Origin of the sequence: Methanoregula sp. (genome assembly GCF_049690535.1) — an archaeon.
Taxonomy (GTDB): domain Archaea; phylum Halobacteriota; class Methanomicrobia; order Methanomicrobiales; family Methanospirillaceae; genus Methanoregula.
Window position 1 is genome coordinate 19,635 of the sequence record NZ_JBAVMX010000135.1, and the last position, 26,008, is coordinate 45,642.

Genomic DNA, 26,008 nt, shown 5'->3' on the forward strand with positions numbered 1-26,008 from the left:
TACTTATTGTCTCAGGGGTATTTTATCAGTATCTCAAAAACCGGATGGCGGAATCAAGGTTTGTCTGTTATTATTGTCCGACTTTGCGGTACCGATGCGGGGAGGGTAAGGACATCCGGCTTTTTTGGTTTTTACCGGTTCCCGATGCAGAAATTCAAAATATTTTTCCGGTAAGCCTGAATGCCGAGAGACTCGCGTGTGCCTGAGCAAGATCCCGTGCACTCTTCTCGATGACGGGCTGGAACTTGACACGGTTCTTGAAGATCTTCTGCTGGATCGCGTGCAGTTTTTCGATACCGATTAAAAGTTCACGCTCCACCGGTCGGATCTTTGGCTGGAACGTGTGGATCAGGCCCTGAACATCAGATGTGGAGATGCCTTTTCCCTCGTCAAATACAAATCGGTTTTCCTGCTGCTTTCGCCAGTTCATCAGCTCAGTTGTCATTGCGGTATCAAAACCCGGGATGCTCATGACCTTATAGGGAGCGATGTCCGCTGCGGTCTCGATACCAAATGACCGGAGTGTGGCCTTCCGGTTTTCGCCAAGTTTTGAGGAGGTACAGGTATCGATAAAGCAGTTCTCCAGGAATTTCTTTTCCTGCCGCTCCCGTGACGTGTGCTGGAGGGTAACAAGCGCGTTTTTGTATTCCTGTTCAATCGTCTCGTACCTGCCTTTAAGAGCGGTGAGTGCCCCAAGCTGGGCGGTAAATTCCGCGTCGCCGGCCTCGGCTTTCCATTTTTTCTCCCAGAGCCGCCAGCTGTACCGGGCATCTTCGAATTCCTTTTTCCGGCGTTTCTTCTCCGCCGTGTCCCGTCCCGGGTACATCAGGAGAAAACCGGCAATCACAGCCGGGACAAGACCCGCAAGGTCTTTCGTACTATATGTTCCGGTCCATAATGGCCCTACCATGAGACCGGCACTTATGATCAGAAGCAGGGCCGCAGCTACCTGCAGTACCTTCCTGAACTTAAGCGCCCGTGCTATATCCGGGGAGAGCGGTGCCGGCAGGCACCGGTACTTCTGTGGGTTGATCTCGGGAATAGGCCCCGGCGGTTTTATCACAAGGACTTTCTGCCATTCTGCGGCAACATCGATCCTGGAAATGGTATCAGAACTCAAGAATAGCAGGATGCCGGAGCTGTTCTCGAGAGTACACCATGGGCAGGTGGCAATGCCGGTGTAATAGGTGTGCATCGATTCCGTGGGGCATTTTTTAAGCCGTTTTTCCAGTGCGTCGAGTACATTCCACCAGTCGTTTGCGCTCGGGCGTCCCCAGGACTGGATACCGGATTCGGCAAATGCCTGCTCAAAGAGGCTGGAGACCTCTCCCGGTACAACGGAGAGCCCGACAGAATTTGGCGGCGGTGACATCGCCTTGAGTGCTGCACTCCTGCCAAATGCAAACCGGTGCTCGGCTATTGCCCGTTCGATCGGCATATCGTCAGTTCCCTTGTAGACTCCCGAGAAGGGATGCCTCCCCATAAAGAGCAGCAGAAAGATCAGGATCGCAAGCCCGAAGTTGTCGTGGTTCTGCGTGCGCAGCATCTTGAAATCCTTTGACTTCTGGAGTTCTGGCGGCGTGAACTGGGCGACCCCTACTTCGCAGTGGAAGATTTTGTCATGAGTCTGTACCTGGAACGAGTCGCAGTCGATCAGCCGTACGCATGCCTTTTTTGTGACGAGAATGTTTCCCTCGTTGACGTCCCCGACCACGTACCCGTACTTGTGGATGATGTAGAACGCAGCGGCGAGGTTTTTGGCGGTTCGTACAAGGAATTTCCAATCGGCGTTCGGGAAGGATTCCTTCCGGTGTGAGGGGCCGTACACCTTGTGGATCGGTTCGCAATCGATGATCCTCGGCATTACAAACCCGCAGACAGGGCCGTTATTTCCGGCGTGGAGCAGGTCGAGAGGCCATGCGGCAAACTCCTTCAAGTCATCGTTGCAGCCACTCACCATCAGCCGGAGTTTTTCCTGCCTCTCTTCGGTAAGTGGTCGGTGGTAGATCTTGGCGAGCACATCCATGCGGTGGGGTGCAATCTCGTAGACGTCGCCTTCACCCCCGCTTCCCACTTTTTTTCCGAGAGGAACGTGATTCCCTCGGCTGTCAAAGAGGTTGTAGTGCGGCGGCTGGCTCATGTTTTTTCAGCTCACTGGAATATTTACGGCGAGAACCAGGGTCTTGTCGTCATCGCTTCGCGCATTCACGTCGTCCCGGGAGAGCAGCGCGATCAGGTGCGTGGTGAGATCCGCAAAATCGCTGTCGGGTTTTTTCCTGAGTGCGGCAAAAAGGGGCCGGAAAAATCCCTCGTGTACTGTCCGTGTGGAAAACGAGAGTACTAGGTTCTGGAGGCCATCGGTGAAAAGTGCGATTTCGTCTGGTGCGGCGCCTTGGCGTTCAATCTTTATGTGCTCCAAGAATGTGTCATCGGAAACAAAATAGGTCGTGTTCGCGTATTCGCCCTGCTCCGGCCAGAAGATAGTGCGGTATCCGGTACCGTCGCCGGTCACGATGCAACCATCGCCGATCTGGAAATAGAGCGCCTGATCGTTTGTGGCAACAACGCCGATCAGGGTGCAGGCATAATCTTTTATCCGCTGTCCGTTGCCCTGTGCCCGGGCGGCAATGGCCTCCCGGGAAGCGGAGACCCAGGTCCTGATGTTGTCATCTGTGATGGATGAAATATTCTCTCCCTCGCGGATCACGGAAAGGATCTGGAGGTACAGCGTTTCACAGGCAATCTCTGCACCGACTCCCCCGTGGGTCGTGCTCCCCGCCCCATCTGCGGCAAGACTAACAAAAAAATCACGGTCTGAAAACCTGAGGGCACCTGTGCGGCAATAATCCTGACCCGGCTCGTTCCTGTCGCTGTGTGATTTTCCCGTGACCGATAAAGAGAGGTGTTTCCAGATCATATCTCGCTCCACCCTGATGGTGGAGAGAGCAGGATCCTGTCTCCCGGATTGCTGCGGGAGGCAGATTTCATGGAATTGGAGAGCCACTGGAAGAATTCGCGGAACCTGAGTCCCTGGAGCTTGAGCGGCTGCCGGACTGTGATCTGCCGGAGTACCGACATGTCCGCGTTCTGGACGCCGACAGCAAAGAAAGCAAAGGATTTCGAACTCTCACCTTCACGGACTGCAGCGGCCGCACGCTGCCACTCGTCTGTTGGTGAACCGTCGGTAATTAAAAAGATCCAGGGCCGGTAAAAGGAGATCCCGTTTGCCCGGTACTCTTCTTTGCGCTTCCTCACCAGATCTATACCCTGAAGAATGGCATCGCCAAGGGGAGTGTCACCTTCGGCTTCAAGCGTTGGGTCGAGGAAGAAATCTGCGGTGTTGAACTCGGAAATGACCCTGACCGGGCCAAAGGAGACCAACGCCACCTCGACCCGTTTTACCGCAAGAGAATCTCCCTGGAGTTCCTCGTAAAATGATCGCAGGCCGGCATTGAGTTCTGCGATTGGCTTTCCCGCCATGGAACCGGAAGTATCCAGCAGCAAGAGGCAGGGGCAACGGGGTTCGGGATTTTCTGCGAAGGTAACGGGCCCCAGCGGCTGCTGGTCAAACATGGTGTCGTCGCTCATCTGGTGTCTCCAGTTTGTGTAATGATCATATCAACGATTAACTGTATATCTTTGTTGAGGCATTTGTGTATCCCGGGGTGCAGTACTTCACAAATTTCATTTTGGATCAACAACTCCCAAAATTGGTATTCGTCCTGTAAACACCGAAACACCCACCATTTTTCATCATTTTCCTGTACACCTCCAGTCCGGATTCGGGCTCATAGTGACATCCCGGGGCCCGTTCGGGCGCCAGATAATCATCAGGTCGACTAAAAAAATACCCCTTCCAGAACACCGCTAAAGAGAAAATATAACTCCCCGCAATTTGCCCGGTTTATGATTTTCGCCTCAAACCGTGGGGATAATTCCCGTGGTGGACAAAATGGCTCTATTTTTGTGTTCACCACCAGACCCTGATGGGAAAATAAGCCCGTTTCGGCCCCGGATCGAGGGAGAGAGACTGTGTGTGAGGGAAGGGTGGTTTTACGCCTATTGAGGGATAATCATTCACTGTTCATTGAGGCTTCTTTAGTTAATTACTGGGACGGTTTGTATGAGCGTGAGTTGCCCTGCCTTATACTGTTGGATACGTTAAGGATCACTTCTTTACGGCGACCCGGGGAAATTTTCTCTTTTCATCTTGAACCAAAGTTCATGATGACTACGGGAATTTTTGCAGTCAAATAAATCCATAAATAATTATGGATCGCACCATGAACCAGAGAATTGTCTGGAGTGAACGAGTATGAATTTCCCGCTTACGTTTATGGGCCTGGGCGTCCTCTGCCTCGCCGTACTGGTTGTTGCCGGTTGTCTTGGCACCGGCTCGCAGACACCATCAGGACTGACGAATGAACCTCAAAAAACTCCCGCTGTGGGGGAGCACGTTACTATCGATGAGAGCCAGAACGGGGCGACGGTGTATGTAAACCGGACCTCAGATATCATGCTCAAACTTAACGAGAACCCGACCACGGGCTACCGGTGGAACCTGACGGCAACCCCCGGCCTTGTGATAGTCAATGATACCTTTGATCCTTCGAACACGACCGGCAAACTGGTGGGATCGGGTGGCACCCGTCTCTGGGAGATGAACGCAGCAGGTACCGGTACGCAGACAATCAACGCGGTGTACATGCGATCATGGGAACCGGTCACCGGGAATGAAACCACATTTGCGATGACGGTGATCGTGCAGTAAGCATGGTTTCTGGCACCTGATATTTCATTACCGGATCATCCCTCCTTTTTCTACCGGTGTCATGGCCACTCTTCTCCGTCTTTGTGTCATTCCCCATGATACACTCTGTATATTAGCGACCGTCACAGGGAAAAGCACGGTCTTTGAGCGGGGGATCTGAACCGATTATTCGGGAATAAAAAAAGGATTGCCGATCTTTTCAAATGCACGTCCCGGGGATGTTCACTGATATGACTGCCCAACGAAAGGGAACGGTCAACGTTTTCTGTACACGGCAATACCGGCGATAACTCCGCAGCCGATGAGTGCAGAGAACATGTCATAACCCGGTGACTTTTTTGTCATGGTGGCTACCACAGCGTTTTGCTTGGCAAGCCAATCCGCTGTGGAAGAATCAGTTGTTTCGGCAGCCGTGATCGCGAAAGTGGGTGCCAACGGTGTCGGAATCGGTGTTGACTGTGTCACGGTCTGTGCGCCGGTCACCGTTATGAGATTCGTTTCTGTGGCGACATTGCTGCCTTCTGCGTTTGCAGCAGTCAGGGTGACGGTGTACGTCCCGGCAGTTGAGTAGGTATACACAGGATTCTGTACCGAACTTGAACTGCCATCGCCGAAACTCCATGTCCACGATATCGGAGTATTAGTCGAGGAATCACTGAACTGGACCATTAACGGGGCTGCCCCGGACATGGGAGTCGCGGAAAAACTTGCCACCGGTGCCGCAGCCCCAACTACGATATACCCGGTCATAGTTGTTGCGTTCGTACCAATCGAGTTTGTTTCTGTCAGGGTCACTGAGTATGTTCCGTCGTTTACGTAGGTATTGGTTGGATTTTCCAGAGTGCTGGTATTGCCATCCCCAAAGTTCCAGATCCATGATGCCGGGGAACCGGTTGATGCATCTGCAAACGTTACCGAAAGAGGTGCAGATCCAGATGTCGGTGAGGCAGAAAATATTGGTAACGGGACGGTCGTTGCTGCCGAGGCAAAGGTGTATTTGTCACCGGCTACTGAGGTGGATGTGCCGCTGGGTGTCGTAACAAGGATATCAACCTGACCAACCGTTGAACTTGCCGGGGTTGTTGCGGTGATTTCTGTATCGCTGACAACCACGAGATTGGTAACTGCTGTGCCGCCAACGGTTACCGCAGTCGCTCCGGTAAAGCCCGTCCCGGTTATGGTTATTGCGGTGCTGGTGGAAACCGGGCCATATGCTGGTGAGATGGCTGTCACAACGGGAACTGAAGTGGTTGCTGCCGCACTCACCGTTATGGTCTGGGTGTAGGCAGAACTGCTGCCCGCCGGATTTGTTGCTATGAGTGATGCTGTATAGGTTCCTGCGGTCGCGTACGTGTACGATGGGTCCTGGAGAGAGCTGGTGCCACCGTCTCCGAACGTCCAGTTCCATGATGTAGGCGTGTTGGTGGATCCATCAGTAAACTGAACGGCGAGTGGTGCAGTATTTTCTGCGGCAGCCCACGTAACGGTGAATGTAGCAACCGGTGGGGTTGCAGTAGTAGCAGTAACCGTTGGGGTTGCTGTTACAGTTACAGTCGGAGAAGCAGTAACTGTTGGGGTTGCTGTTACTGTTGTGTTAGTACCTGCGGCAACCGGGATAACAATGCCCGCGATGAAGACCAGCATCAGGCATCCAATGAGAAGGATGAGACGGTTTGTCACGAGGCATCACCAGTTATTTCATCATGTATCCTGTGCTTCCTGATTGGGCAGACCATACTTTTTACATCCTTACGTGGGAGACCTGACACATTCTCATGACCCATCGACACGCTGGAGAACAGCGGTACGAGTCGGCTTGCAGGGATATGTGGGGTCTTCGTACCTTTTTGTAAATCAAGCATTACATTTTGTACTATAAACAATCTGCTGTTCAGGGCATCGAAATATTGTCGTTGATCCGGCTGTACCCTTTAAAGGATCACCTTTGCCCTAAACCTGATCAATAGGATCTGAAAGATCCACCATCCTCCGGGTTCTCTTCCTGATAATGATCCGGTCTAGTACGCATCCGTTACCATGCACTATCCTATACAGGAAATTATTTCCTTCATGCGGACTGTATTTTTCATTTTATATTTGTATATTGAATATTATGTCAATCCGGCAAATTGATCATCCTTTTATACCCCTTTACTTCCACTGGAGATTACGGCAAAGGTTACCTTATTTTGTTTGTAAAGACCAGATTTTTGTTTATTTAAATAGGGTTTAAATGGGGATCTGCCTGAAGATCGGTGCCTTGTCATGTGCGTTTTCAGGTTCGCGCGATCGTATCCGGTTGTACTTATAAATTGTTTTGTGTTATGACAAGAGGCAGCGGTGGTCGCTCACAACATTGTCTTTCTAAAGAATAATTCAAGCCTCGTGAACGATGGCCGTGGTAGTGAGTACTCTAAAGGGAATCCAAGGCGCATAACACTAGGTTGCATACGGTTTCTGCCCTTGGTTGAAGTAAAAAAATGGGCTCTTAACGGCGAGCCACACGGTGATGATACCATCCGCGGATTCCTGCGCTCCAGTGTGCTCCCATGCAAACATTAACAAAAAATCCCGGCTCATTCTCTTTTACTGGAAAGCAACAACCATGAAATATCCATTTCTTATTTCTATTCCTCATGGTGGCGTTGAGGTTCCGGCAGAGGTCTCTGGCCGGATCGCTCTTTCAGAGCCGGAGATCCGCTGGTACTGTGATCCCGCGACCCGGCTGCTCTTTGATTTCGGTAGTTCTGTCGAATCTACCATAGATACCTCCATATCCCGGATGGTCATCGATCTCAACCGCCCTCCTCTGCCTCTCCCTCCAAAAGACCCGGATGGTGTTATCAAAGTACTGACTGTCGACAGCCGGAACGTCTACCTGCCCGGGCAACTCCCTGACCTGCCGCTTATCCACCGGCTGATGATGAAGTGGTATTTTCCCTATCACCAGCGCATCGATGAGCTCATCGACCGGTATCCCGTACGCATAGCCTTCGACTGCCATTCGATGCAGCCGTACGGATCAGCGGAACAGAACGACGCCGGGAAACCCCGGCCGCTGATCTGCCTTGGAAACTATGGCGACCAGAACGGCTGGGCAAAGCCCGGGAGCATCACAACCTGTCCGGCAGACTGGATCATCAGTCTCGCAGATGCGTTCAGGGAGGAGTTTCCCGGAACCGGCGATGTGGCGATCAACACGCCTTTCTCCGGTGGTTTTATCTCGAACGCCCATTACTGGCGCAAAGGTGTCCCCTGGATCCAGATTGAGGTAAACCGGACACTGTATGAGCCTCACGGCACTCTGGCGCATCCGTCAGAGATGATCGAGGAACGGATCCCGGTGTTACGCAGCAGGATCTGGTCGGTGCTGACCCGGTTCTGGGACGGGATCACTGTTGATGCACCCCCGGGGGGTGAAGATCTTGCGGGATCGTATGATAAGGAAAGACCCGATGCCCGCACTGGTACACCTATTCACGAGGAAGATAACTGACGAGCGTATCCATGAACTGCTCCATGGTTGCGTGCGTGATTGCAGGAGTTCCATAGCCGGTTACAAGTGTGAGCCGTCCCTTAAATGTCGTCACCCCAAGCGCTATCCCCGGTGGATCGATCACAATACCGGCCACAAACGCGTTTGCCACAGAAAGATCCTGGGAGAATGCCACGCACTCGTCCGGGATAATGCCAATATTCCCTAGGAACGGGGGGTTTGCATGGCGGGCAGCGTAGGTTGTTTTCATCGTCTTTACCCGCTCACGGATGCGGGAGAACCCGGCATACCCGAATGATTCAAGGTCAACTGCAGAGGCAATGCCCGGGTTATGGGCTTTGTGTGCCTGCATCGCGTCGTGGGCATATACTATTATCTCATCTCCTGACTGCGTGTCCGGTTTCATCAGGACCGGGAATGCGACAGACTGGTTGCAGATCGTGTTGTTTTGGGAAACCGGGTGGGGATTGTTGAGATACCTCCTGAGGTCAATTGAGACCATGACCGGCACCGGCTGGCCGGGTGGTGGCCCGATAGTCGTGCAGAGTGTTTGAAAATATGCCGCCAGCAGGACGTCGTTTACAGTTGCCCCCTGCAGTTTCCCGGCACGTTTTACCGCATCGAGACAGACTGCAGGGAGTGTCCGTATCGCAAAGTCATGGGTACTGCCGTCCCCGGGCATGGCAGGAAATGCCCAGCCCTGTGGTGGATCTTCCGGTGCAGTCTGATTGCAGAGATTTTTGGCTTGAGGGAACCCGGCAAGCACCGTGGTGAGGGAGCGATCCGTTGGTTCTGTCTGTTGTGCCGCTTTGCGATCAGGGTTCCGGTAGCACTCAGCCAGCAGGCGGGAGCAGGCAAGTAACCCGTGGGCATCCATTGCCGCATGGTGCACGGTGACACAGAGCGTATCGCTGCAGTTTGTGCGGAGCAGGTGAAGGCATATCTGCGGGCCGGCTGCAGAGTCAACCGGTATGGCAAGTACCCTCGGAAGGTCCCGGTATGGATCAGATGAGAGGTGGATACGGATAAGCGCGGCGCGGTTCATTTCAGGCATATCCTCCCAGTACGGTGCATCGCATTCGACAAACCGTGAGCCGAGAACGGGTACTTCAGCGAGCACGGATACTGCCGCTTCCATAAGGCGCCGTTCATCGATCAATCCTCCAAATGCGATCACCATGTGCATAGATTGATCGCCGAGCGCCTGGAGCGCGTAGTTAAACTGGTCCATCGGAGGTGCGGGAATACGGCAGAGTGGAGAATTGTTCATGTGCTGGCTCCGCATTTTGGTGTTAGTACCTTCTGACATATCCTGAAAACCGGGCCCTGGCAGATCCCGGGTGCAGGTATCAGGATGCGTGAAGAGATCTTGGTGTCCCGGCTCAAATGCATGGCGGCGGTCTCCAGAAATGGATCTTTTAGAACCGGTGCAAGGGTCAGTTATGCATCAAATTTTATAAAAGTGGTTGTTCAGCCTTTGATCACGAAAAAACCGCAAATCTGCGTGCCGGAGGATATAATATTAAATGGGATCAGGAAAGAACAATCGTTAATGATTTCCCTGCTCTATGTCGATGATGAGCCGGCATTGCTGGATGTGTGCCGGCTCTTTCTTGAGCAGGAAGGAGACATTTCTGTCGTTACGGTGTCATCGGTTGGTGAAGCGCTCACCCGCATGGTCTCGGAGAAATTCGATGCCATCATATCCGACTACCAGATGCCTGAAATTGACGGCATCGCGTTTCTCCGCAGTGTCCGTTCGCAGTATCCCGAAATTCCCTTTATTTTGTTTACCGGCAGGGGGCGTGAGGAAGTTGTTATCGAAGCGATCAACAGCGGCGCGGATTCCTATGTTCAGAAAGGTGGCGATCCCCGTGCCCAGTTCAAGGAGCTTTCCCACCTGATCCGGCAGATCGTGAGACGGAGAAAAGCCGAGAATGAACTGCGGCTGATGAAATTTTCTGTTGATCATGCATCTGAAGGCATTATCTGGATGAGGGAGAACGGCGAAATCGCCTACTACAACGATGCCATCTGCTCCATGCTTGGGTACACTTTGCATGAATTCACCAGACTATCTGTCCTGGATATCATCAGGCCCGGATTTACCGCTGCTTCTTTTGCTTCTGGCTGGACCCGGGTGAGTGCCCGGACCAGTGCCACGATAGAAGAGATCCTCAAAAAAAAGGATGGAACGCTTCTCCCGGTCGAAGTGGTGCTCAACTACAACGAACTAGGGTCGGAATCGCTAATGTTTGCATTCATCCGTGATATAAGCGAACGGCGGCATTCGGAACAGGAACTCAAAGAGGCATTTCGTCAGCTGATGATCACCGAGGAGGGGTTGCGTCAGCAGTTTGAAGAACTCAAAAAGAGTGATTACGCTATACGGGAGATACAGCAGAGATATCAGATGCTTTCAGAGGAGACCGAAGACTGGATCTGGGAGAGTACTCCTGACGGTCGTTTCACCGGTTCAAGTGCACAGGTACAGGATATCCTTGGTTACACTCAGAAGGAAATGGCAGGAAAAACATTTGAGGATTTTATGGCCCCTGAAGATGTTGCCCGGGGCGGGTCTGCATTTGCCGACATTCTCGCAAAAAAAGAAGCGTTCCAATCTCTCACGCTGCACGAAGTGCGCCGGGATGGCCAAAAGGTAACAATTGTAGTCAACGGCTTCCCGGTCTTTTCCCGTGACGGGATCTTTTCCGGGTTCTATGGTTTTGCCCGTCTTGTTCCCTCTGAAAATCTGCCTGTGGATGCGTATCCTGCCTGCGTACCCGGGTACCGCTCTGTTCTTGATCAGGCTGGTGATGCGATCTTTGTTGTCGATGTTCAGACCGGTATGCTCCTTGATGCAAATCAGAAAGCACTCCTGCTGGTGAACCGGACACTCCCCGAGATTCAGGCAATGCCTGCATTAGCGCTCCGCCCGGCAGGTGAAGACGGGCAGGATTTAGATCCGTTCCGGTACCAGAGCCCGGAGAATTCGGCTGTCTTTGAGGATGTGGTTGTTGACCGCGACGGGAACCGCATTCCGGTGATCGTAAGCACAAAAATGCTCCAGCTGGGCGAACGTCAGATCCGTATTGGGATATACCACGACATATCGGATCTCCTAGCGATTCAGAATACTCTGCAGGAGAAAACATGGGAATTGGACCGGTTCTTCACGACAGGTCCTGACCTGCTCTGCATCATCGATACCGAGGGTAGGTTGTTACGGCTTAACCCGGCCGGTGAAGCCCTGCTCGGCTGCCCGACTCAGGATCGGCAGGTACAGTCGCTCTTTGACGTCGTACATCCTGATGATTGCGCTGCCACCCGTACCCTCTTCCAGCATATGAACCGGGGCGGAGAGGCTGCAACATTTGTCAACAGGGTCAAACGCCCTGACGGGGTTTGCTTATGGCTCGAATGGCGCGCGTTCATGTCGGGTAAAAAGCGGATCTATGCTGTTGCACGGGATATAACGGAACAGAGAAAAGTGGAGCAGGCCCTAGCGGAGGCGAACCGGACACTTAACCTTCTCTCGGATCTTACGCGCCATGATATCAGGAACAAACTGACCGTGCTGACCGGATATCTTGATCTCTTCCGTAAATGCCCGGCTGAACCCTATTTCTCGATGTATACAGAACGGATTAACGAGATGGTCGCTGCCATTGCGGTGCAGGTCGAATTTACCCGGGTCTACCAGAATCTCGGGACAATAGCTCCGGGCTGGTACAACGTGGACCGGCTCTTCAGTCGTGCATGCACCCAGACGAACGTAACACCCTGTGCCGTGTATTCCGAACCTGATGGGTGGGAGATCTTTACTGATCCTCTCGTGGAACGTGTGCTTTCCTCACTGGTAGATAATGCCATCAGACATGCGACGACGCTCACTGAGATCCGGCGCCGTGCATACGAGACACCTGAAGGTCTTGTGATCACAGTTGAAGATAACGGGGTTGGGATCGCGCAGGAAAACAAGGAACGGATCTTCAGAAAGGAGTCCGGGAAATTCACTGGTTACAGCCATAGTCTCTTTCTCGCCCGTGAGATCCTCGCAATCACAGGTCTGACTATCCGTGAGACCGGTCGGGCAGGCAAGGGTGCCTGTTTTGAGATACTGGTGCCGAAAGGAACGTACCGGGCCGTTGTACCTGCTCCGGAAGAGCCGAGTGAACCGGTGTCATCACCACATTTTATCTCCCCCCCGCATCATAACCACACAATATGATCCGTGAAACGCCGCAGGAATTCCTGGATATCCTCAAATCCTATGTCCCCGATCCGCAGAGGCCGGTCGGGACTGCCCGGCAGGAGTTTTCGGAATTTTTTGCAGAATTCCAGCCTGATGAGCGTCCGGTAGTGGAACAGGTAGCAATTCGGGATGATCTGCGGGGCGTATGGTGCTCGGTGCCTGAGTCGGAACAGGATTACACCATCCTCTTTTTCCACGGCGGCGGTTTCTCTGTTGGGTCAACGGCGGACCACCTTGGATTCTGCGCCGCGCTTGCACGGGCCTCACAGTCCCGGGTTTTTTCAGTTGATTACCGGTTGGCACCGGAGCATACGTTCCCGGCGCAGGTGGAGGATGCGGTCGCTGCGTACCGTTACCTTGCCAGTCACGGGTACCCTCCGCACCGGATTATCCCGGTGGGTATATCTGCGGGGGGAACTCTCGTGCTCGACCTGCTGCTTTCGCTTCGTGATCAGCACCTGCTGATGCCCCCCGCAGCTGTCTGCATGTCACCTATTGTAGACTTGGCTTTTGGCGGGGAATCGGTTATCACAAACCGGGACAGCGACTGGCTTACCGCGGGCCGGCTTGCTGCAATCCGTACCCTGTATCTCGGCGGCAGGGAACCCGATGATCCTCTCGCCTCACCGGTTCATGCAAACCTGTCGGGGCTTCCCTGTCTCTATATCCAGACAGGAACTGGCGAACTCATGTACGATGATATCTCGGCATTTGCAAAAAAAGCAAAATGGGCCGGGGTGCAGGTCAGGTTTGAGATCTGGGAAGATATGTTCCACTTCTGGCAGATATTTGGCAAACAGGTGCCCGAAGCCCGCACAGCGATCGCCCATGTGGGTGCATTTATTCAGGAAACCTTTGGCCGGTAAAGATGGCCTGCAGCTGCCTCAAACATTTTCTGGCACCTCAATAAAGTTCCGGTTCTGTTCTCTGTTTTATCGGATTTAGCCTCCTGCGCACCGGTGCGCGATATGCATGCCGGGATCAGTATTGTTTTTTTCCACATGCCCTCGTCCGTCGGTGAACATTTAGCCGGGCACTCATTTTTGAAAAACATTCATCCCGTAGTACTTCCAACACAAAACTATGTTCGAACGGATTATGCGTAGTCTCGAGCTGGTGAAGGCGAGCTGGCGGATCCTGATGGAGGACAAAAAACTCCTCGCATTCCCGATCATGTCCGGTTTTTTCACCCTGCTTGTGATTGCAACCTTTGTCATACCGCTGATCTTCTCAAACGGTGCGTACTCGCTTGCCACCAACAGCGTCACCGGGATCGTTCTTTTGTTCCTGTTTTACCTGGTCAGTTACTTTGTCGTGATCTTCTTTAACGTGGGTCTGATCAGCTGTGTACATGCAAAACTGAACGGCAAAGACATGACTGTCAGTGAGGGACTCTCCGCTGCCGGCCGCCACATTGGCTCTATCGTAGCTTGGGCAGTTGTTGCTGCGACGGTCGGTCTGATCCTGCACATGATAGAAGACCGGGCCGGATTCCTGGGCCAGATTGCCGCCTCAATTGTCGGTGGGGTCTGGAGTCTGGTTACCCTGTTCGTCGTACCCGTGCTTGCATTCGAGGACAAAGGTGTGTTTTCCGCGATGAAGGAATCGCTGGACCTCTTTAAGAAGACCTGGGGAGAGAGTGTTGTCGGAACGATCTCGATCACCCTTATCTTTGCTGCGATCGGTATTGTCGGTCTGCTCCTTTTAATCGGCACGCTCTTTATCGGCAACACAACGCTCTTTTTCGTTGCGCTTGCGCTCTTCATCGTGCTCGTTGCTGTCCTTGCCATCCTGGCCTCTGCCATGCAGGGAATTTTCACGGTGGCACTGTACACCTATGCAAAGACCGGGTCGGCACCCGGCATCTTTGCCCCCGGTGTCGTTGAGGGTGCGTTCGCTCCCTCCCATCAGCAACAGTTTGGCCCGGGCAATATCTGAACCAAACACGCTCTTTTTTTCTTCACAGTTTCAGGTAAATGTTGCAATGCGGTTACTGACAGGTAGTGTTGTGGTCGGCAGCTTCGAATTGTTTGCAGAAAAGATATGCCCCAAAAGTGTGCAGGGACTGGCAAACCCAATGAAAATAACAACTATTTTCCCTCATTCTTTACAAATACGGTCATAATGAGCGCATCGCGTCCGTGGCAAAAGATGACAGTCAGGGCTAAGATCCTGATTGTATTTTTGTCGCTGTCCATGGTGGCGCTTGGTGTTGTCGGGTACGCTGCGTTCTCGACCATGAGTGACATGGGTGCGTATGCCCTTACCAGCAGCGGGCAGCTGGGAGACCGTGCGGTTTCTGAAAGTTCGACGGCCCTCGAATCAAATGCCGAGGCCTCCCTCTTACAGCTTGCCACCGATCAGGCTGACATCAGCGATGTGGTTTTTGAGCAGGTCGAAAGCGAGATGGATACGCTTGCCGGGTACGCCGCAACAGTGCAGGCCCTGCCCGGTACTTCGTCCCCGCGCCCGCTCTATTCACAGTCTGAACCTCCGCAGGATCCCAATATGTCCTCGGTGTATATCCTCGCCCCCGGTGTCACAAAGACGAGCGTCCAGGACGAACTTTTCTCCCTTGCATCCATGGATGATGTAATGCGTCCGATGCTGGCATCGGATCCCCGTATCACGCAGGTCTACCTTGGCACGGGAAGTGGTATCCTGTACGTCCATCCCTGGGTCACCGGGATATCGTCCTCGTACGATCCCCGTACCCGTGACTGGTATGTCCGGGCCATAAAGAGCGGCACCATCTCCTGGTCTGAACCGTATATCGATGCCGCCGGCAAGGGGCTTATGGTCACCTGCTCGCGGCCGGTTACCGGGGGCAGTGACGGGAAGAACTGGGTCGTTGCATCTGATGTTACCCTTTCGACCATCAATGCCCAGATCATCAATACCCAGATTGGCGACCAGGGTTACGCGCTCCTCATCGACAACCAGGGCAACGTGGTTTCCCGCCCCGGTATCACTGCCGGTGAGAAAGGATGGGACGAGTCGTTTGCGACTGAGAACCTTCTTATGAGTAACAACTCCGCTCTTGCCGCCGTAGCCCGTGATATGGTGGCCGGGAAAAGCGGGACTGCCCGGGTGCCATTTAGCGATGGTGAAAAATATGTCGCGTACGCCCCCTTAAAAAGTGTCAACTGGAGTGTTGCCATTGTTGTGCCGGTTGACGAGGTGATAGCACCAGCCGAGAACACCCGGGCCCAGATCGTGAATGCGACCGGTGAGACCGGGATACAGTTAAACCAGAAGATGGACTCGGCAAAGACCCTTTTTGTTGCGCTCTTTATCCTGCTCTTCATCATGGTGACCGTGCTCTCGATCCTCTTCGCGCAGCTGATCACCCGCCCTGTCGCGGAGCTCAGGCGTGGCTCTGTAGCGATCGGGGCCGGTGACCTTGGGTACCGGGTACAGATTGCCACCGGCGACGAGTTCGAGGACCTTGCGCACTCATTTAACACAATGGCTGCCGATCTCAAGGATCATATCGATGAACTCCAGCGGACGACTGCCGAGAAAGAACGGTATGCAAAGGAACTCGAGATCGCAAAAGGGATCCAGCAGAGCTTCCTTCCCGATGCCGCCCCAAAAATTGCGGGCGTCGAAATTGTTGCAAAAAACATTCCTGCGCTTGAGGTCGGCGGTGATTTCTACGATTTCATCCCTCTCGGAAAAGACCGGTGGGGCTTGGTGATTGCCGATGTCTCTGGTAAGGGGGTACCGGCAGCGCTTTTTATGGCACTTTCACGCACGCTGATCCGGGCAAGTACTCTTGCAAATTCAGATCCGGCAGTTGCAATCGGGCACGCGAACCAGTTGATCTGCGAGGATTCAAAAACGAGCATGTTTGTCACGCTCTTCTACGCGATCCTCGATTCAAATGCGATGACCCTTGACTATGTGAACGCCGGGCATAACCCTCCGCTGCTCCTTAAGGGCACTTCATCGGCGGTTGTCCTTCTCAAGGCAAAGGGTATCGCGCTTGGGGTGACCGACGATGTTGATCTCCAGTCGGTCAGGGTTGATCTGCGGCCCGGTGACGTACTTGTGCTCTATACCGACGGAGTTACAGAAGCGATCAATGACCGCGAAGAAGAGTTCGGCGAAGACCGGCTTCTTCGTGTGATCACCGAGAACCGGACTCTTCCCGCCGATGAGATCCTCGAAAAAATTCTTGCTGCAATCACCGCATTTGCCGGCGACCGACCCCAGCACGATGACATCACGCTCATGGTACTCCGGGCTGTATAGGGGTCTCGCTACCTGGTGGTACATACTCAACCCTGACCCGCTGTTTCAACGGTATTGACAATGCCTCTAATTAGCGCGAACAGTCCTTCTTGTCCGGGTACTTTTTACAAGGTGAGAACGTGTTTTTCCAGTTGCCCGTCGGTGTAGACCATGACGGTGATTGGCGCTCCCTTGTGGTACTGCCGCATCCGGTCATCGTAGATTTTCTGGACGTGCCGGAGCCGGTGCCGGGTAAAATATTCATGCATACATTCCAGGAACGCGATCTGGTGGGCAAGGAACGCATGCTCGTATTCCATGGTCTCACGGGCGATGGCAAGGGATTCATCATCCGAAATCTCCGCATCGTATTCGCCGTGCTGATCAGGACCGGATATCTGGCGCCAGTCCACCTTCCCTCTCTCATCTGGTTCACGGTGGAGCATGTACGGGTAGATGCGGCAGATGGCAAATCTTCGGTCATAGATCCGGCACCTGCCGTTTTCAAGAAACCAGCACGACCTCTCTGAATCATCATGTACCCGTAGTGCATACCCGGAGACATAGAACGTACCGTTCTGGTCACAGAATTCGGGATCCGGTGCCGGTTCGAGTGCCGCGGGATCGATCTCCCGTACTGCGGTCACATCCCGGTCGAGCAGGAAGACATGGCCGTTGAACGCCCGGGTGCAGCACTTCGCGCAGGCGGTGCATCGGAACCCAATCTTCCTGATCACACCAGAGAGCCGGGTTATGGGATACTCAAAAAGGGCATGCTCTTCCTGCGTGAGGGCGGCGATGCGGTAGGGAATGGGGATGAGAGAAACAATAACCACCGGTGCGTACGAATGGGTAGGATGGCGCAGGATATGATTTTTACGTCCTCCCATCGCTCTTCTGGTATTGTATGGTAGTTACCGTTCAGTGTTTGATTCTATCCTTGTGGAATATAACTGAAAAAGAACAGGGATTCCGGGAAAAAGCATTACCGGAAAACGGCACAACCCTAGGTGTGTAAGTTATCCCAGTATGTCTGAAAATATTTCCGTTAAAAATTTTTTACTGGTGTTTTCAGATAATGGTGCGCAAAGTGGCGATGTTCTTTTCCAGTTTCGCGAGGATCTTCTCCCCGGCCCGGTTCCGCGGGGCCGTGGTTTCCGGGCTGAAATTTTTCCCCATCCCGTATTTCACAAAAATCTCTCCCTCTGTGCTGAGATAAATATTATTGAGGATCTGCTGATCACGCAGGTTGTCAAAATCCGTGATCCCTTTTTGTGACAGGATCTCACGTATTCGTTTTACTTTTCCGCGTTCATACGCGCTCAGGTTCCGTGAGCCTTTTGGTCGTCCTCGTGGCATATACAAAAAGTTTTGTCTGGATGTATATATAGGAATAGGGTTATATGAGGTGTAAAATCAGCATTCTGCACAAAATTTTACCAAATATCCGGGAACGAACATCTCTTTCCATGGCAATTATACACGTTATCTCTTAAATTGATGGAAAAACAGGGGAATTAATCCGGGACTACCCTGTTAAAAAAAATATGCGCGGGGGATTATAAAAAACAAAAAAAATCCGGTGCACAGCTAGGATCCAACCATGATCGGGGTCTGTTTTTCCGGGGCCTTCTTTTGCACCGGCGGTTTTTGGGGCTGGGCGGGATGCGCGGGTTCTTTTGGTTTTTCCTCATGCCCGGTCAGGATATGGTTCTGGTGTGCAAGTGCCGCAAGGATCTGACGGCTCACTTCAAGGTTCTCCTTGGTGAGTGCCGCCATCTCGCTCATGATCTTTGTCTGCTCGGTTATCAGTGCCTGGATCTCGCGGGAAGCTGCTGTGCCGGTTTCTGCCTGCGGCAGGGTCTGTGGCCGTTTCTTTGCAAACTCGCTTCGGCGTTTCCAGATCTTGCTGATACTATCGAGACCTTTCTTTGTATCCGGGAAGACCTTGAGATACTGCTCGTAAAATTCGTGGCTATCCCTGCACTTGAGGACGAGGTCGATCTCTGCCTCCTCGACTACCTGGTATTTACGGCCTTGAGGTTTCTGCATAACTACACCCTCCTAAGTCACCCCTGTGGGAAAAAAGAATTGTGGTTCTTTTTCCATAGTGGCTCTCCTGAACAACGGCGACAGAAACTGGCATGTATCAAAAATGAAAAGTTTCCGTTGTCCGGCCCATCAGTATCATGTATCCTGAGATTGCCCAAGGGATGTGTGTGCTACATGCCGTGGTTCTGGGGGATCTGGCTCCGCTGTCCTCTTCATTTTCAACTTACTTCTGAAGTATCCACCAGGATCAGCCTGTGCCAGACCGCCTACCGGTTATTTTACGGAGTCTTCCGGTATCGCTCATTTTCACCCTGCATGCCGGTGTGAATAAAAGGCCGACGCCGCACTACACTATATGGCGTTTGAAGAGGTGCTCGTGTATGTTGTCATCGCTCTTGTGATCGGGTTTGCGCTCGGCTGGTTTTTTGTAAAAGCGCAGATCACTGCAATTGAGGCACGGTACCGGGCGGAACTTGAGCGGTGGAAAGTTGAGGCTGCCGGGGAGATCCGGAAAGACTCGGTGAACCGGTCCCGCTCGACCCTGAAAGGAAAGATCGCCGAACAGATGGCACCCCTGCTTCCCGCTTTCGGGTATCTCCCTGCAGATGCCCGGTTTATCGGATCTCCGATCGATTACATCATCTTTGATGGCCTTTCAGCGGTTGCTGACGATAAAGGGTCCACCATCAGGATTGTGTTCATGGATGTGAAGCATGGCAGCGCTACGCTCACCCGGACACAGAGGGTGATAAAAAAAGCCGTGGAAGACCGAACTGTTACATGGCAGACCCTCCACCTTACGGATGAATGAGCCCAAAAAGCCGGCCGGCGAACTAAAAAATCTGGCTATCATGATCCACCATTACGTATCGTTGGTATAGTAGTCCGGCAATACGGGCTGAACGGCACCTGTATGAGATGCAGATTATATGTCGCCAAGAACTCCTGAAGTAAAAAAAGGTTAATTGTAGGACCGGAAGGGAACGTACTCGTCAATAATTTTGACCTTGTCACCCTGCGTGGTGTACACCCAGACTTCGGCCCGGTCATTGTTGCCGGTCGATCCTGCGAGGCTGACGGTTTTACCGACATAGAGTGGCTGTACCATCTTGTCGCTTTCCACCGTACCATCGGAACGCGTGAGGGTAATGTCGATTTCAGGGATTACATTCATACCCTTGCCGCCCCGGAATGTGAGGATCACCTGAGGGTTGATCGACTCGCCGTTGCTCGCGACTTGGACATCAACTGACTGTGCGCTTGGCAGTGTTTCAGTGGGGCCTGGGGTGGCTGGAACAAATGTTGTCGGTACTGCCGTAGCCGCGGAAGTGGTTACCGGTATTTCCATGGTTGTAGCGGCCGTAGGGGCCGGGGTCGCCTGCTGGGTCGCAGATTGCGTGCATCCGGCGACGACGAGCAGGAGCACCAGAAGAGCGATACCGCCAAATATAACTTTCATATTCATGGAGAATATTTCGCCCTGTGAGATATTGAGGATTGCGTGAGGCCGGTCCAGAAAAATTGTATGCCCGGTTCAGGCAGTTTTGGAAGTATCGGCCCTAATAATAATTGTCGCTGAAATGATGGCGCAGGCAAGACAGAGTACTGCACCCCACAGGAACGCGGCCCTGAACCCTGTAGCAAGAATAGTCGGGGAGATGTCCATGGTAGCACGTACGGTCATGGTGCTGATGATCACAAAGACTGCGATCGTCCCGAACAGGGCAACACCAAAGGCAGCCCCGACATTACGGATGGTCATCATCATGCTGGATGCCACACCTTCACTGCCCGCTCCGCAGCTGGTCCCGAGGATCTGGCTCATGTTGGGCGGGAAGAAAAGTCCCAGTGCCACGCCAAAAAGGGCAAGTGTGGCGATGATACAAGGGACCCCGGTATCAACGTCAAACCCGGAAAACAAAAAGAGCGCACCTGCGGCAAGGAGGGCCGCTCCCGTTGTAAGGATGCGGGGGCCGTACCGGTCGCTGAGCATACCGGCAATAACCCCGAAGACCATGAGTGTGAGGGCAGGGACGGCAAGGAGCAGCCCGGCACTATCCACCGGCAGGTTTTTCGCGTTCTCAAGATAAAATGGCATGAGAAAGAGCGTGCCGCAATCGACCAGCATAAGGATCATACCGGCAGCGTTTCCAAGAGCAAAATTCTTGGAAGCCAACAGATGCATATCGATGAGTGGACCGTTAGTGCGCCGTTCGTGCACAAAGAAGAGTGTCCCGCAGACAAGTGTAAGGAGAAGCGTGCCGATAATGACCGGCGATGTCCAGCCGAGTTCAAGGCCCCGGTTGAGCGTGTAGATCAGTGAGGAGAGTGCCGCAATGATGAGCACCGATCCGGCATAGTCAAATCCGGCGCTCTTTTGAATTTCAGGATCCCCCGGCAGGAGCCGGAATGCACCGATGATGGCCACGATACCGATGGGGACATTGATAAAGAAGATCCAGTGCCAGCTTGAATATTCCGTAATAAATCCACCGAGGATCGGCCCCGCCGCAATACCGATCGATACGACGGTGGCAAGCACCCCGAGTACCCTGCCCCGGGTCTCCTCGGGGAGGTAGAGAACGATCATTGCCGGGGCGAGTGCGTCAAGGGCCGCTCCTCCGATTCCCTGCATGGCCCGGAATGCGATGAGCTGGTTCAGCGTCGCGGAGAGTCCGCATGCGAGCGATCCGATGGTAAACATGACAAACCCGGCGATGAACACCTTCCTGAACCCTTTGAGGTCGGCAAGCCGACCGAGGATCAGCAGGAAACCGGCCAGCGCCAGAATGTAGGAAAGGGACACCCACGAGATCATGCTGATGTCGGCGTCAAACGATTTTGCAATGCTCGGAAGTGAGATGTTTACGATCGTCGAGTCGAGGGACGCCATGAAGACCGCAAACGCGATAATGACAAGAACAAGCCGCTGTTTGCGGGCCGGCAGTACTGTATGCCCGCTCATGGTAAGCGATCTTTTTGGGATGATAAATAGGGTTTTTTATTTGTATCTGCCGGTGCAGTCTTATTCACGTCGGCCCTGCGCCGGTTCTATGCCGGTAGGCTGCCCGCGGATCGTGCGCTCCTTCATAATCGTGTAGACCTCATCTGCACAGTCGCGCGGGATCTCGACAAAGGAATAGGTGTCGAGAATCCGTATTGCCCCTATGGATTTTCCGGCGATCCCGGTCTCATTTGCGATGGCACCTACGATGTCCTTTGGTGCGACATTATGGTCGCGGCCAAGGCCCAAGAAGAACCTCACCATACCGGCCTCTGCCCCGGTGTCGCCGAAATCTGTCGGTTTTGCATGCTCCTTTTTAGCGTCCGTGCCCGGCTCCATGCGCATTTTCAGGAGCGCGGCTGCGATTTCCAGTGTGGTGAGATCTCCTTCGCTTTCCCGCTCGACCATACGGGAGTATGGCTCGATGCCGCCCTGCCTGATTGACTCGCGCACTTCTTCGAGGATCATTTTCGTCTTTGATTCGACCACATCGATTGCAGTCGGGAGGGGAATTTTTGGGATCTGGACTTTTATATATTTCTGGATCTCGCGGAGTTTGGTGAGGTCTCGTGGCGTGACAAGAGTGATCGCCCTGCCGCTTTTCCCTGCCCGTCCCGTCCGCCCGATCCGGTGGACATAGTATTCGACGTCCTGTGGAACATCGTAGTTGATCACAAGGTCCACATCATCGACGTCGATCCCGCGTGCCGCTACGTCGGTTGCGATCAGGATATCGATGGAGCCTTTCCTGAATCCGCCCATAACCCTATCACGCTGTGTCTGTTTCATGTCGCCATGAAGTTCTTCTGCGCGGTAGCCCCGTGCCCGGACACGACCAGCGAGATCTTCCGCGCCTCTCTTCGTGTTGCAGAAGATGATCGCAAGGTGCGGGTCGACAACATCGATCACCCTGCAGAGGGATTCGAGCTTGTCACGATCCCTGACTTCTACATAGGACTGTTCTGTGGCAGGGACGGTGAGTTCCTGATACTCGACACGGACAAACTCGGGTTTGTTCTGGAACCGTTTCGATATTTCTATGATAGGCTGGGGCATCGTCGCCGAGAAAAGGAGTGTCTGCCTGTTCTGCGGGACGCGTTTTAAGATGCGCTCGATGTCGTCCCGGAAACCCATGTCGAGCATCTGGTCGGCCTCGTCGAGCACTACCATCGAGACGTTGTCAAGCAGGAGGGTGCGGCGCTTGAGGTGGTCCATAACACGACCGGGGGTACCGATCACGATGTGGACTCCGTGGGCAAGCGCCTTGAGCTGGCGTTCGATCGGCTGGCCGCCATAGACCGGGAGAACTGAAATTCTTGAGGTGTTGGCGAGGAGGTGGGAGAATTCTTCGGCTATCTGGATGGCGAGTTCCCGGGTGGGGCACAAGACGATGGCCTGTACGACCCGTTGCGATGCATCAATCTTTTCAATGACGGGGATGCCAAATGCGGATGTCTTACCGGTGCCGGTCTGTGCCTGTGCGGTCACGTCCCTGCCGGACTGGATGAGGGGGATGGCAAGTGCCTGAATAGGGGTGGGCTCTTCAAAGCCCATATTTTCTATGGCTTTCGTGATCTCTTTTGATAGTGAGAGATCCGAAAACTGCAACCTTGAGTTCATATCGCACGACTATTTGGCGCGTGGGTTCATAAGATGGTACCCTAAACCCGACACATCAGGATCCATCCGGTGCGCTCAACACTTAAGCAGCCATACATGAAGGGAGATACCTGTTGTCTGATGCCATTTGTTACGGTATCTCCCGGCCTACTGACAGGATTATGTGCGTGGCGATGCCATAGGGAATTATCAGGGAGAAAATGAGCATGAAAGTTGTCGCAATCAACGGAAGCGCACGCAAGGACGGAAACACCGCGATCCTCGTGCGGACGCTCTTTACAGAACTGGAAAAAGAAGGGATCAAGACCGAACTGGTGCAGCTCGCAGGAAAGAAGGTGCATGGGTGCACGGGATGTGGAAAGTGCTGGGAAAAGAAAGACCGCCGGTGCGTGATCGATGATTTTGCGAACGAGTGCATTAAAAAGATGGACGAGGCGGACGGGATCATCCTTGCTTCGCCGACATACTTCTCGGATGTTACAGCAGAGATGAAGGCCCTGATCGACCGGTCGGGTTTTGTTGCCATGGCAAACGATCACATGTTCCGGCGCAAGGTTGGCGCGGCAGTTGTTGCTGTGCGCCGGGGCGGGGCGATCCACACATTCGACACGATCAACCATTTCTTTTTTATCAGCCAGATGGTGGTGCCGGGCTCATGCTACTGGAATGTCGGGATCGGGCTTGATCCCGGGGATGTGGAGAAGGATGAGGAGGGCCTTACCACTATGAAAGTGCTGGGCGAAAATATGGCATGGGTGATGAAAAAACTGCAGAAATAATTTATTTCATGTTTTTTTATTCAGGTGCAGATACTCCAGAGATGCTGATTCTGATAGGAATACCTAGTAATTATCATCGCCCGGTTCTTATGCCTTCCAGCAATCGAGTGCGCTCGTATCTTCATTAATCCTGCTGTGGTGCCGGCTGTAGAGAATATAGATCACAAGCCCGACGGCGAGCCAGAGTACAAAGCGCAGATGGGTGACAAGCGGGAGCGCGAGGATCAGGTACCCGCAGGAGAGGATGCAGAGACTCGGCACAAGGGGGACGAGCGGACACCGGAAGGGCCGTGGAAGGGATGGCTGCGTGATACGGAGCACGATCACGCCCAGCGAAACGATGATGAATGCGGCAAGCGTCCCGATGTTGACGAGTTCTGCGATTGTCGTGAGCGGGAGAAACCCGGCAAGGACTGCAGTGACGGCCCCGACAAGGATGGTGACCTTGACCGGTGTCCTGTACACCGGGTGGACCTGCCGGAAAAGACCGGGAAGCAGGCCGTCGCGTGACATTGCAAAGAAAATACGGGTCTGCCCGTACATGAGGACGATAATGACAGAAGTGATCCCGCAGATCGCCCCGACAGAGATAAGCGCCGAACCCCACGAGATCCCGATCTGTCCCAGAGCGAAGGCAACCGGTGCGCTTGTCCCGGCAAAGAGCGAATACGGCACAATCCCGGTAAGGACTGCGGAAACTGCGATGTAGAGCACGGTCGCGATCGCAAGCGAGGAGAGGATTCCGATGGGCACGTTCCTCTGCGGATTATTCACTTCTTCTGCCGCAGTCGAAACCGCGTCAAAACCAATATACGCAAAAAAGACGATTGCGGCCCCGGTAATAACCCCGCTCCAGCCAAACGGCATGAACGGCACCCAGTTGGCCGGCCTGATGTGCCCGAATGCAAGATACAGGAAAAGCAGGATAACGCCGATCTTGATGCAGACGATTACAGTGTTGACTCGGACACTTTCCTTGACCCCGATAACGAGCAGAATGGTTACGAGCAGGATAATGGTCATTGCTGGGATATTGACCAGTCCCCCGCCCGTCCCGGGTGGGTTTGCGAGTGCGGCGGGGATCGTAATCCCGACACCTGCTGCGAGGCTTGTTATGTATCCCGACCAGCCGACCGCAACTGCTGCAATCGAAACCGCATATTCGAGGATCAGATCCCAGCCGATGATCCAAGCCCAGATCTCGCCAAGCGACGCGTAACTGTAGGTATATGCACTCCCGGCGACAGGCACCATCGCGGCAAACTCCGCATATGAGAGGGCGGCAAAGGTGCAGACGATGCCAGCGATGACAAATGAAACGACAAGTGCCGGCCCGGAATAGTTCGCTGCGACGACCCCTGTTATCACGAAGATACCCGTGCCGATGATAGCGCCGATGCCCATGAGCGTGAGGTCGAGCGGGGAGAGGACTTTTTTGAGCGCGTGCTCGCCACCGGTACACTCCGTGAGTTTTTTAATGGTCTTGGTTTTGAATGACTGGGCGTTTTCCGGGATGAGCGCTCGGAGATTCATGGTGCTTATGAAAGTGATCGGTGTCCCGGGTAATAGAGGGAACGGAGCGGGCATGGGTGGGGGGGTTTGCACGACTGCATCCCCCTTTCCCAGTACTTCATTAATTTCAGAATGGATCAATAACCCCAAAGTTTGCTGCACACCCCCAATCCGGATTCTGGCCCATAATGGCCTCCGGGAACCCGATCGGGTACCAGACAATACAAAGTCCGATCAAAAAACACTCCTTACAGAACACCGCTAAAGGGAAAATATAACGCCC

General features: G+C 53.4%; 20 protein-coding genes. 8 read left to right on the top strand and 12 right to left on the bottom strand.

Translation table 11 applies throughout. The features are described from left to right. Positions 1 to 154 precede the first annotated feature (154 nt). Genes WCE46_RS10745 through WCE46_RS10755 form a run of 3 tightly spaced genes read right to left on the bottom strand, consistent with a single transcriptional unit; the run spans position 155 to position 3,588 of the window. The gene (locus WCE46_RS10745; protein ID WP_424733716.1) at positions 155 to 2,140 is read right to left on the bottom strand and encodes a helix-hairpin-helix domain-containing protein; all 1,986 of its coding nucleotides are present in this window, start codon (positions 2,138 to 2,140) and stop codon (positions 155 to 157) included. Positions 2,141 to 2,146: 6 nt separating this feature from the next. Beyond that, positions 2,147 to 2,917, bottom strand: coding sequence for a PP2C family serine/threonine-protein phosphatase (locus WCE46_RS10750; RefSeq protein ID WP_424733717.1), 771 nt, complete (start codon positions 2,915 to 2,917; stop codon positions 2,147 to 2,149). After that, on the bottom strand, positions 2,914 to 3,588 hold the full coding sequence (locus WCE46_RS10755) for a vWA domain-containing protein (RefSeq protein ID WP_424733718.1): 675 nt from the start codon (positions 3,586 to 3,588) through the stop codon (positions 2,914 to 2,916). The genes WCE46_RS10750 and WCE46_RS10755 overlap by 4 nt, the downstream gene beginning before the upstream one ends. A 727-nt stretch (positions 3,589 to 4,315) precedes the next feature. Between WCE46_RS10755 and WCE46_RS10760 the strand changes: the two genes are divergently transcribed. Beyond that, positions 4,316 to 4,771 (top strand): protease inhibitor I42 family protein, encoded by a 456-nt coding sequence (locus tag WCE46_RS10760; protein WP_424733719.1) that lies wholly within the window; start codon positions 4,316 to 4,318, stop codon positions 4,769 to 4,771. Positions 4,772 to 5,026: 255 nt separating this feature from the next. Here WCE46_RS10760 and WCE46_RS10765 read toward each other — a convergent pair whose 3' ends face one another. Further along, positions 5,027 to 6,451, bottom strand: a complete 1,425-nt coding sequence (locus tag WCE46_RS10765) for a PKD domain-containing protein (protein WP_424733720.1) — start codon at positions 6,449 to 6,451, stop codon at positions 5,027 to 5,029. Between the two features lie 925 nt (positions 6,452 to 7,376). Here WCE46_RS10765 and WCE46_RS10770 point away from each other — a divergent pair. Next, entirely contained in the window at positions 7,377 to 8,267 is an 891-nt protein-coding gene (locus tag WCE46_RS10770) for an N-formylglutamate amidohydrolase (RefSeq protein ID WP_424733721.1), read from the top strand. On the opposite strand, the gene WCE46_RS10775 is transcribed toward WCE46_RS10770, so the two are convergent. Beyond that, positions 8,245 to 9,537, bottom strand: a complete 1,293-nt coding sequence (locus WCE46_RS10775; protein ID WP_424733722.1) for a hypothetical protein — start codon at positions 9,535 to 9,537, stop codon at positions 8,245 to 8,247. The genes WCE46_RS10770 and WCE46_RS10775 overlap by 23 nt on opposite strands. Before the next feature lie 282 nt (positions 9,538 to 9,819). Here WCE46_RS10775 and WCE46_RS10780 point away from each other — a divergent pair, with 282 nt between their 5' ends. The 4 genes from WCE46_RS10780 (at position 9,820) to WCE46_RS10795 (ending at position 16,779) form a co-directional block, all read left to right on the top strand. Then, positions 9,820 to 12,498 (top strand): PAS domain S-box protein, encoded by a 2,679-nt coding sequence (locus tag WCE46_RS10780; protein ID WP_424733723.1) that lies wholly within the window; start codon positions 9,820 to 9,822, stop codon positions 12,496 to 12,498. Then, the gene (locus tag WCE46_RS10785) at positions 12,495 to 13,388 is read left to right on the top strand and encodes an alpha/beta hydrolase (protein ID WP_424733724.1); all 894 of its coding nucleotides are present in this window, start codon (positions 12,495 to 12,497) and stop codon (positions 13,386 to 13,388) included. Before WCE46_RS10780 ends, WCE46_RS10785 begins: the two co-directional genes overlap by 4 nt. A gap of 217 nt (positions 13,389 to 13,605) precedes the next feature. After that, on the top strand, positions 13,606 to 14,460 hold the full coding sequence (locus tag WCE46_RS10790; RefSeq protein ID WP_424733725.1) for a DUF6159 family protein: 855 nt from the start codon (positions 13,606 to 13,608) through the stop codon (positions 14,458 to 14,460). 213 nt (positions 14,461 to 14,673) lie between these two features. After that, positions 14,674 to 16,779, top strand: coding sequence for a SpoIIE family protein phosphatase (locus WCE46_RS10795; protein ID WP_424733726.1), 2,106 nt, complete (start codon positions 14,674 to 14,676; stop codon positions 16,777 to 16,779). A gap of 104 nt (positions 16,780 to 16,883) precedes the next feature. Here WCE46_RS10795 and WCE46_RS10800 read toward each other — a convergent pair whose 3' ends face one another. The 3 genes from WCE46_RS10800 to WCE46_RS10810 all read right to left on the bottom strand — a co-directional run bounded on the left by WCE46_RS10800 (position 16,884) and on the right by WCE46_RS10810 (position 18,810). Then, positions 16,884 to 17,648 carry a YkgJ family cysteine cluster protein gene (locus tag WCE46_RS10800; RefSeq protein ID WP_424733727.1) on the bottom strand — a complete coding sequence of 255 codons (765 nt, stop codon included), beginning with the start codon at positions 17,646 to 17,648 and terminating at the stop codon, positions 16,884 to 16,886. Positions 17,649 to 17,829: 181 nt separating this feature from the next. Continuing rightward, positions 17,830 to 18,117, bottom strand: a complete 288-nt coding sequence (locus WCE46_RS10805; protein ID WP_424733728.1) for a hypothetical protein — start codon at positions 18,115 to 18,117, stop codon at positions 17,830 to 17,832. 231 nt (positions 18,118 to 18,348) lie between these two features. Next, the gene (locus WCE46_RS10810) at positions 18,349 to 18,810 is read right to left on the bottom strand and encodes a hypothetical protein (protein ID WP_424733729.1); all 462 of its coding nucleotides are present in this window, start codon (positions 18,808 to 18,810) and stop codon (positions 18,349 to 18,351) included. Positions 18,811 to 19,165: 355 nt separating this feature from the next. On the opposite strand from WCE46_RS10810, the gene WCE46_RS10815 reads away from it, so the two are divergent. Continuing rightward, positions 19,166 to 19,621: a Holliday junction resolvase-like protein gene (locus tag WCE46_RS10815; RefSeq protein WP_424733730.1), complete on the top strand. Its 456-nt coding sequence runs from the start codon at positions 19,166 to 19,168 to the stop codon at positions 19,619 to 19,621. Between the two features lie 150 nt (positions 19,622 to 19,771). Here the strand turns inward: WCE46_RS10815 and WCE46_RS10820 are convergent, their stop codons facing one another. The 3 genes from WCE46_RS10820 to WCE46_RS10830 form a co-directional block, all read right to left on the bottom strand. Then, positions 19,772 to 20,275 (bottom strand): hypothetical protein, encoded by a 504-nt coding sequence (locus WCE46_RS10820; RefSeq protein WP_424733731.1) that lies wholly within the window; start codon positions 20,273 to 20,275, stop codon positions 19,772 to 19,774. A 69-nt stretch (positions 20,276 to 20,344) separates the two neighbouring features. Further along, positions 20,345 to 21,775, bottom strand: a complete 1,431-nt coding sequence (locus tag WCE46_RS10825; protein WP_424733732.1) for a DHA2 family efflux MFS transporter permease subunit — start codon at positions 21,773 to 21,775, stop codon at positions 20,345 to 20,347. 60 nt (positions 21,776 to 21,835) lie between these two features. Beyond that, a complete protein-coding gene (locus WCE46_RS10830; protein ID WP_424733733.1) occupies positions 21,836 to 23,434 on the bottom strand; it encodes a DEAD/DEAH box helicase in 1,599 nt (532 codons plus the stop codon). A gap of 206 nt (positions 23,435 to 23,640) precedes the next feature. Here WCE46_RS10830 and WCE46_RS10835 point away from each other — a divergent pair, with 206 nt between their 5' ends. Further along, positions 23,641 to 24,213 (top strand): flavodoxin family protein, encoded by a 573-nt coding sequence (locus WCE46_RS10835; protein WP_424733735.1) that lies wholly within the window; start codon positions 23,641 to 23,643, stop codon positions 24,211 to 24,213. A gap of 87 nt (positions 24,214 to 24,300) precedes the next feature. Here the strand turns inward: WCE46_RS10835 and WCE46_RS10840 are convergent, their stop codons facing one another. Continuing rightward, positions 24,301 to 25,746: an amino acid permease gene (locus tag WCE46_RS10840; protein WP_424733737.1), complete on the bottom strand. Its 1,446-nt coding sequence runs from the start codon at positions 25,744 to 25,746 to the stop codon at positions 24,301 to 24,303. Positions 25,747 to 26,008: the final 262 nt, after the last annotated feature.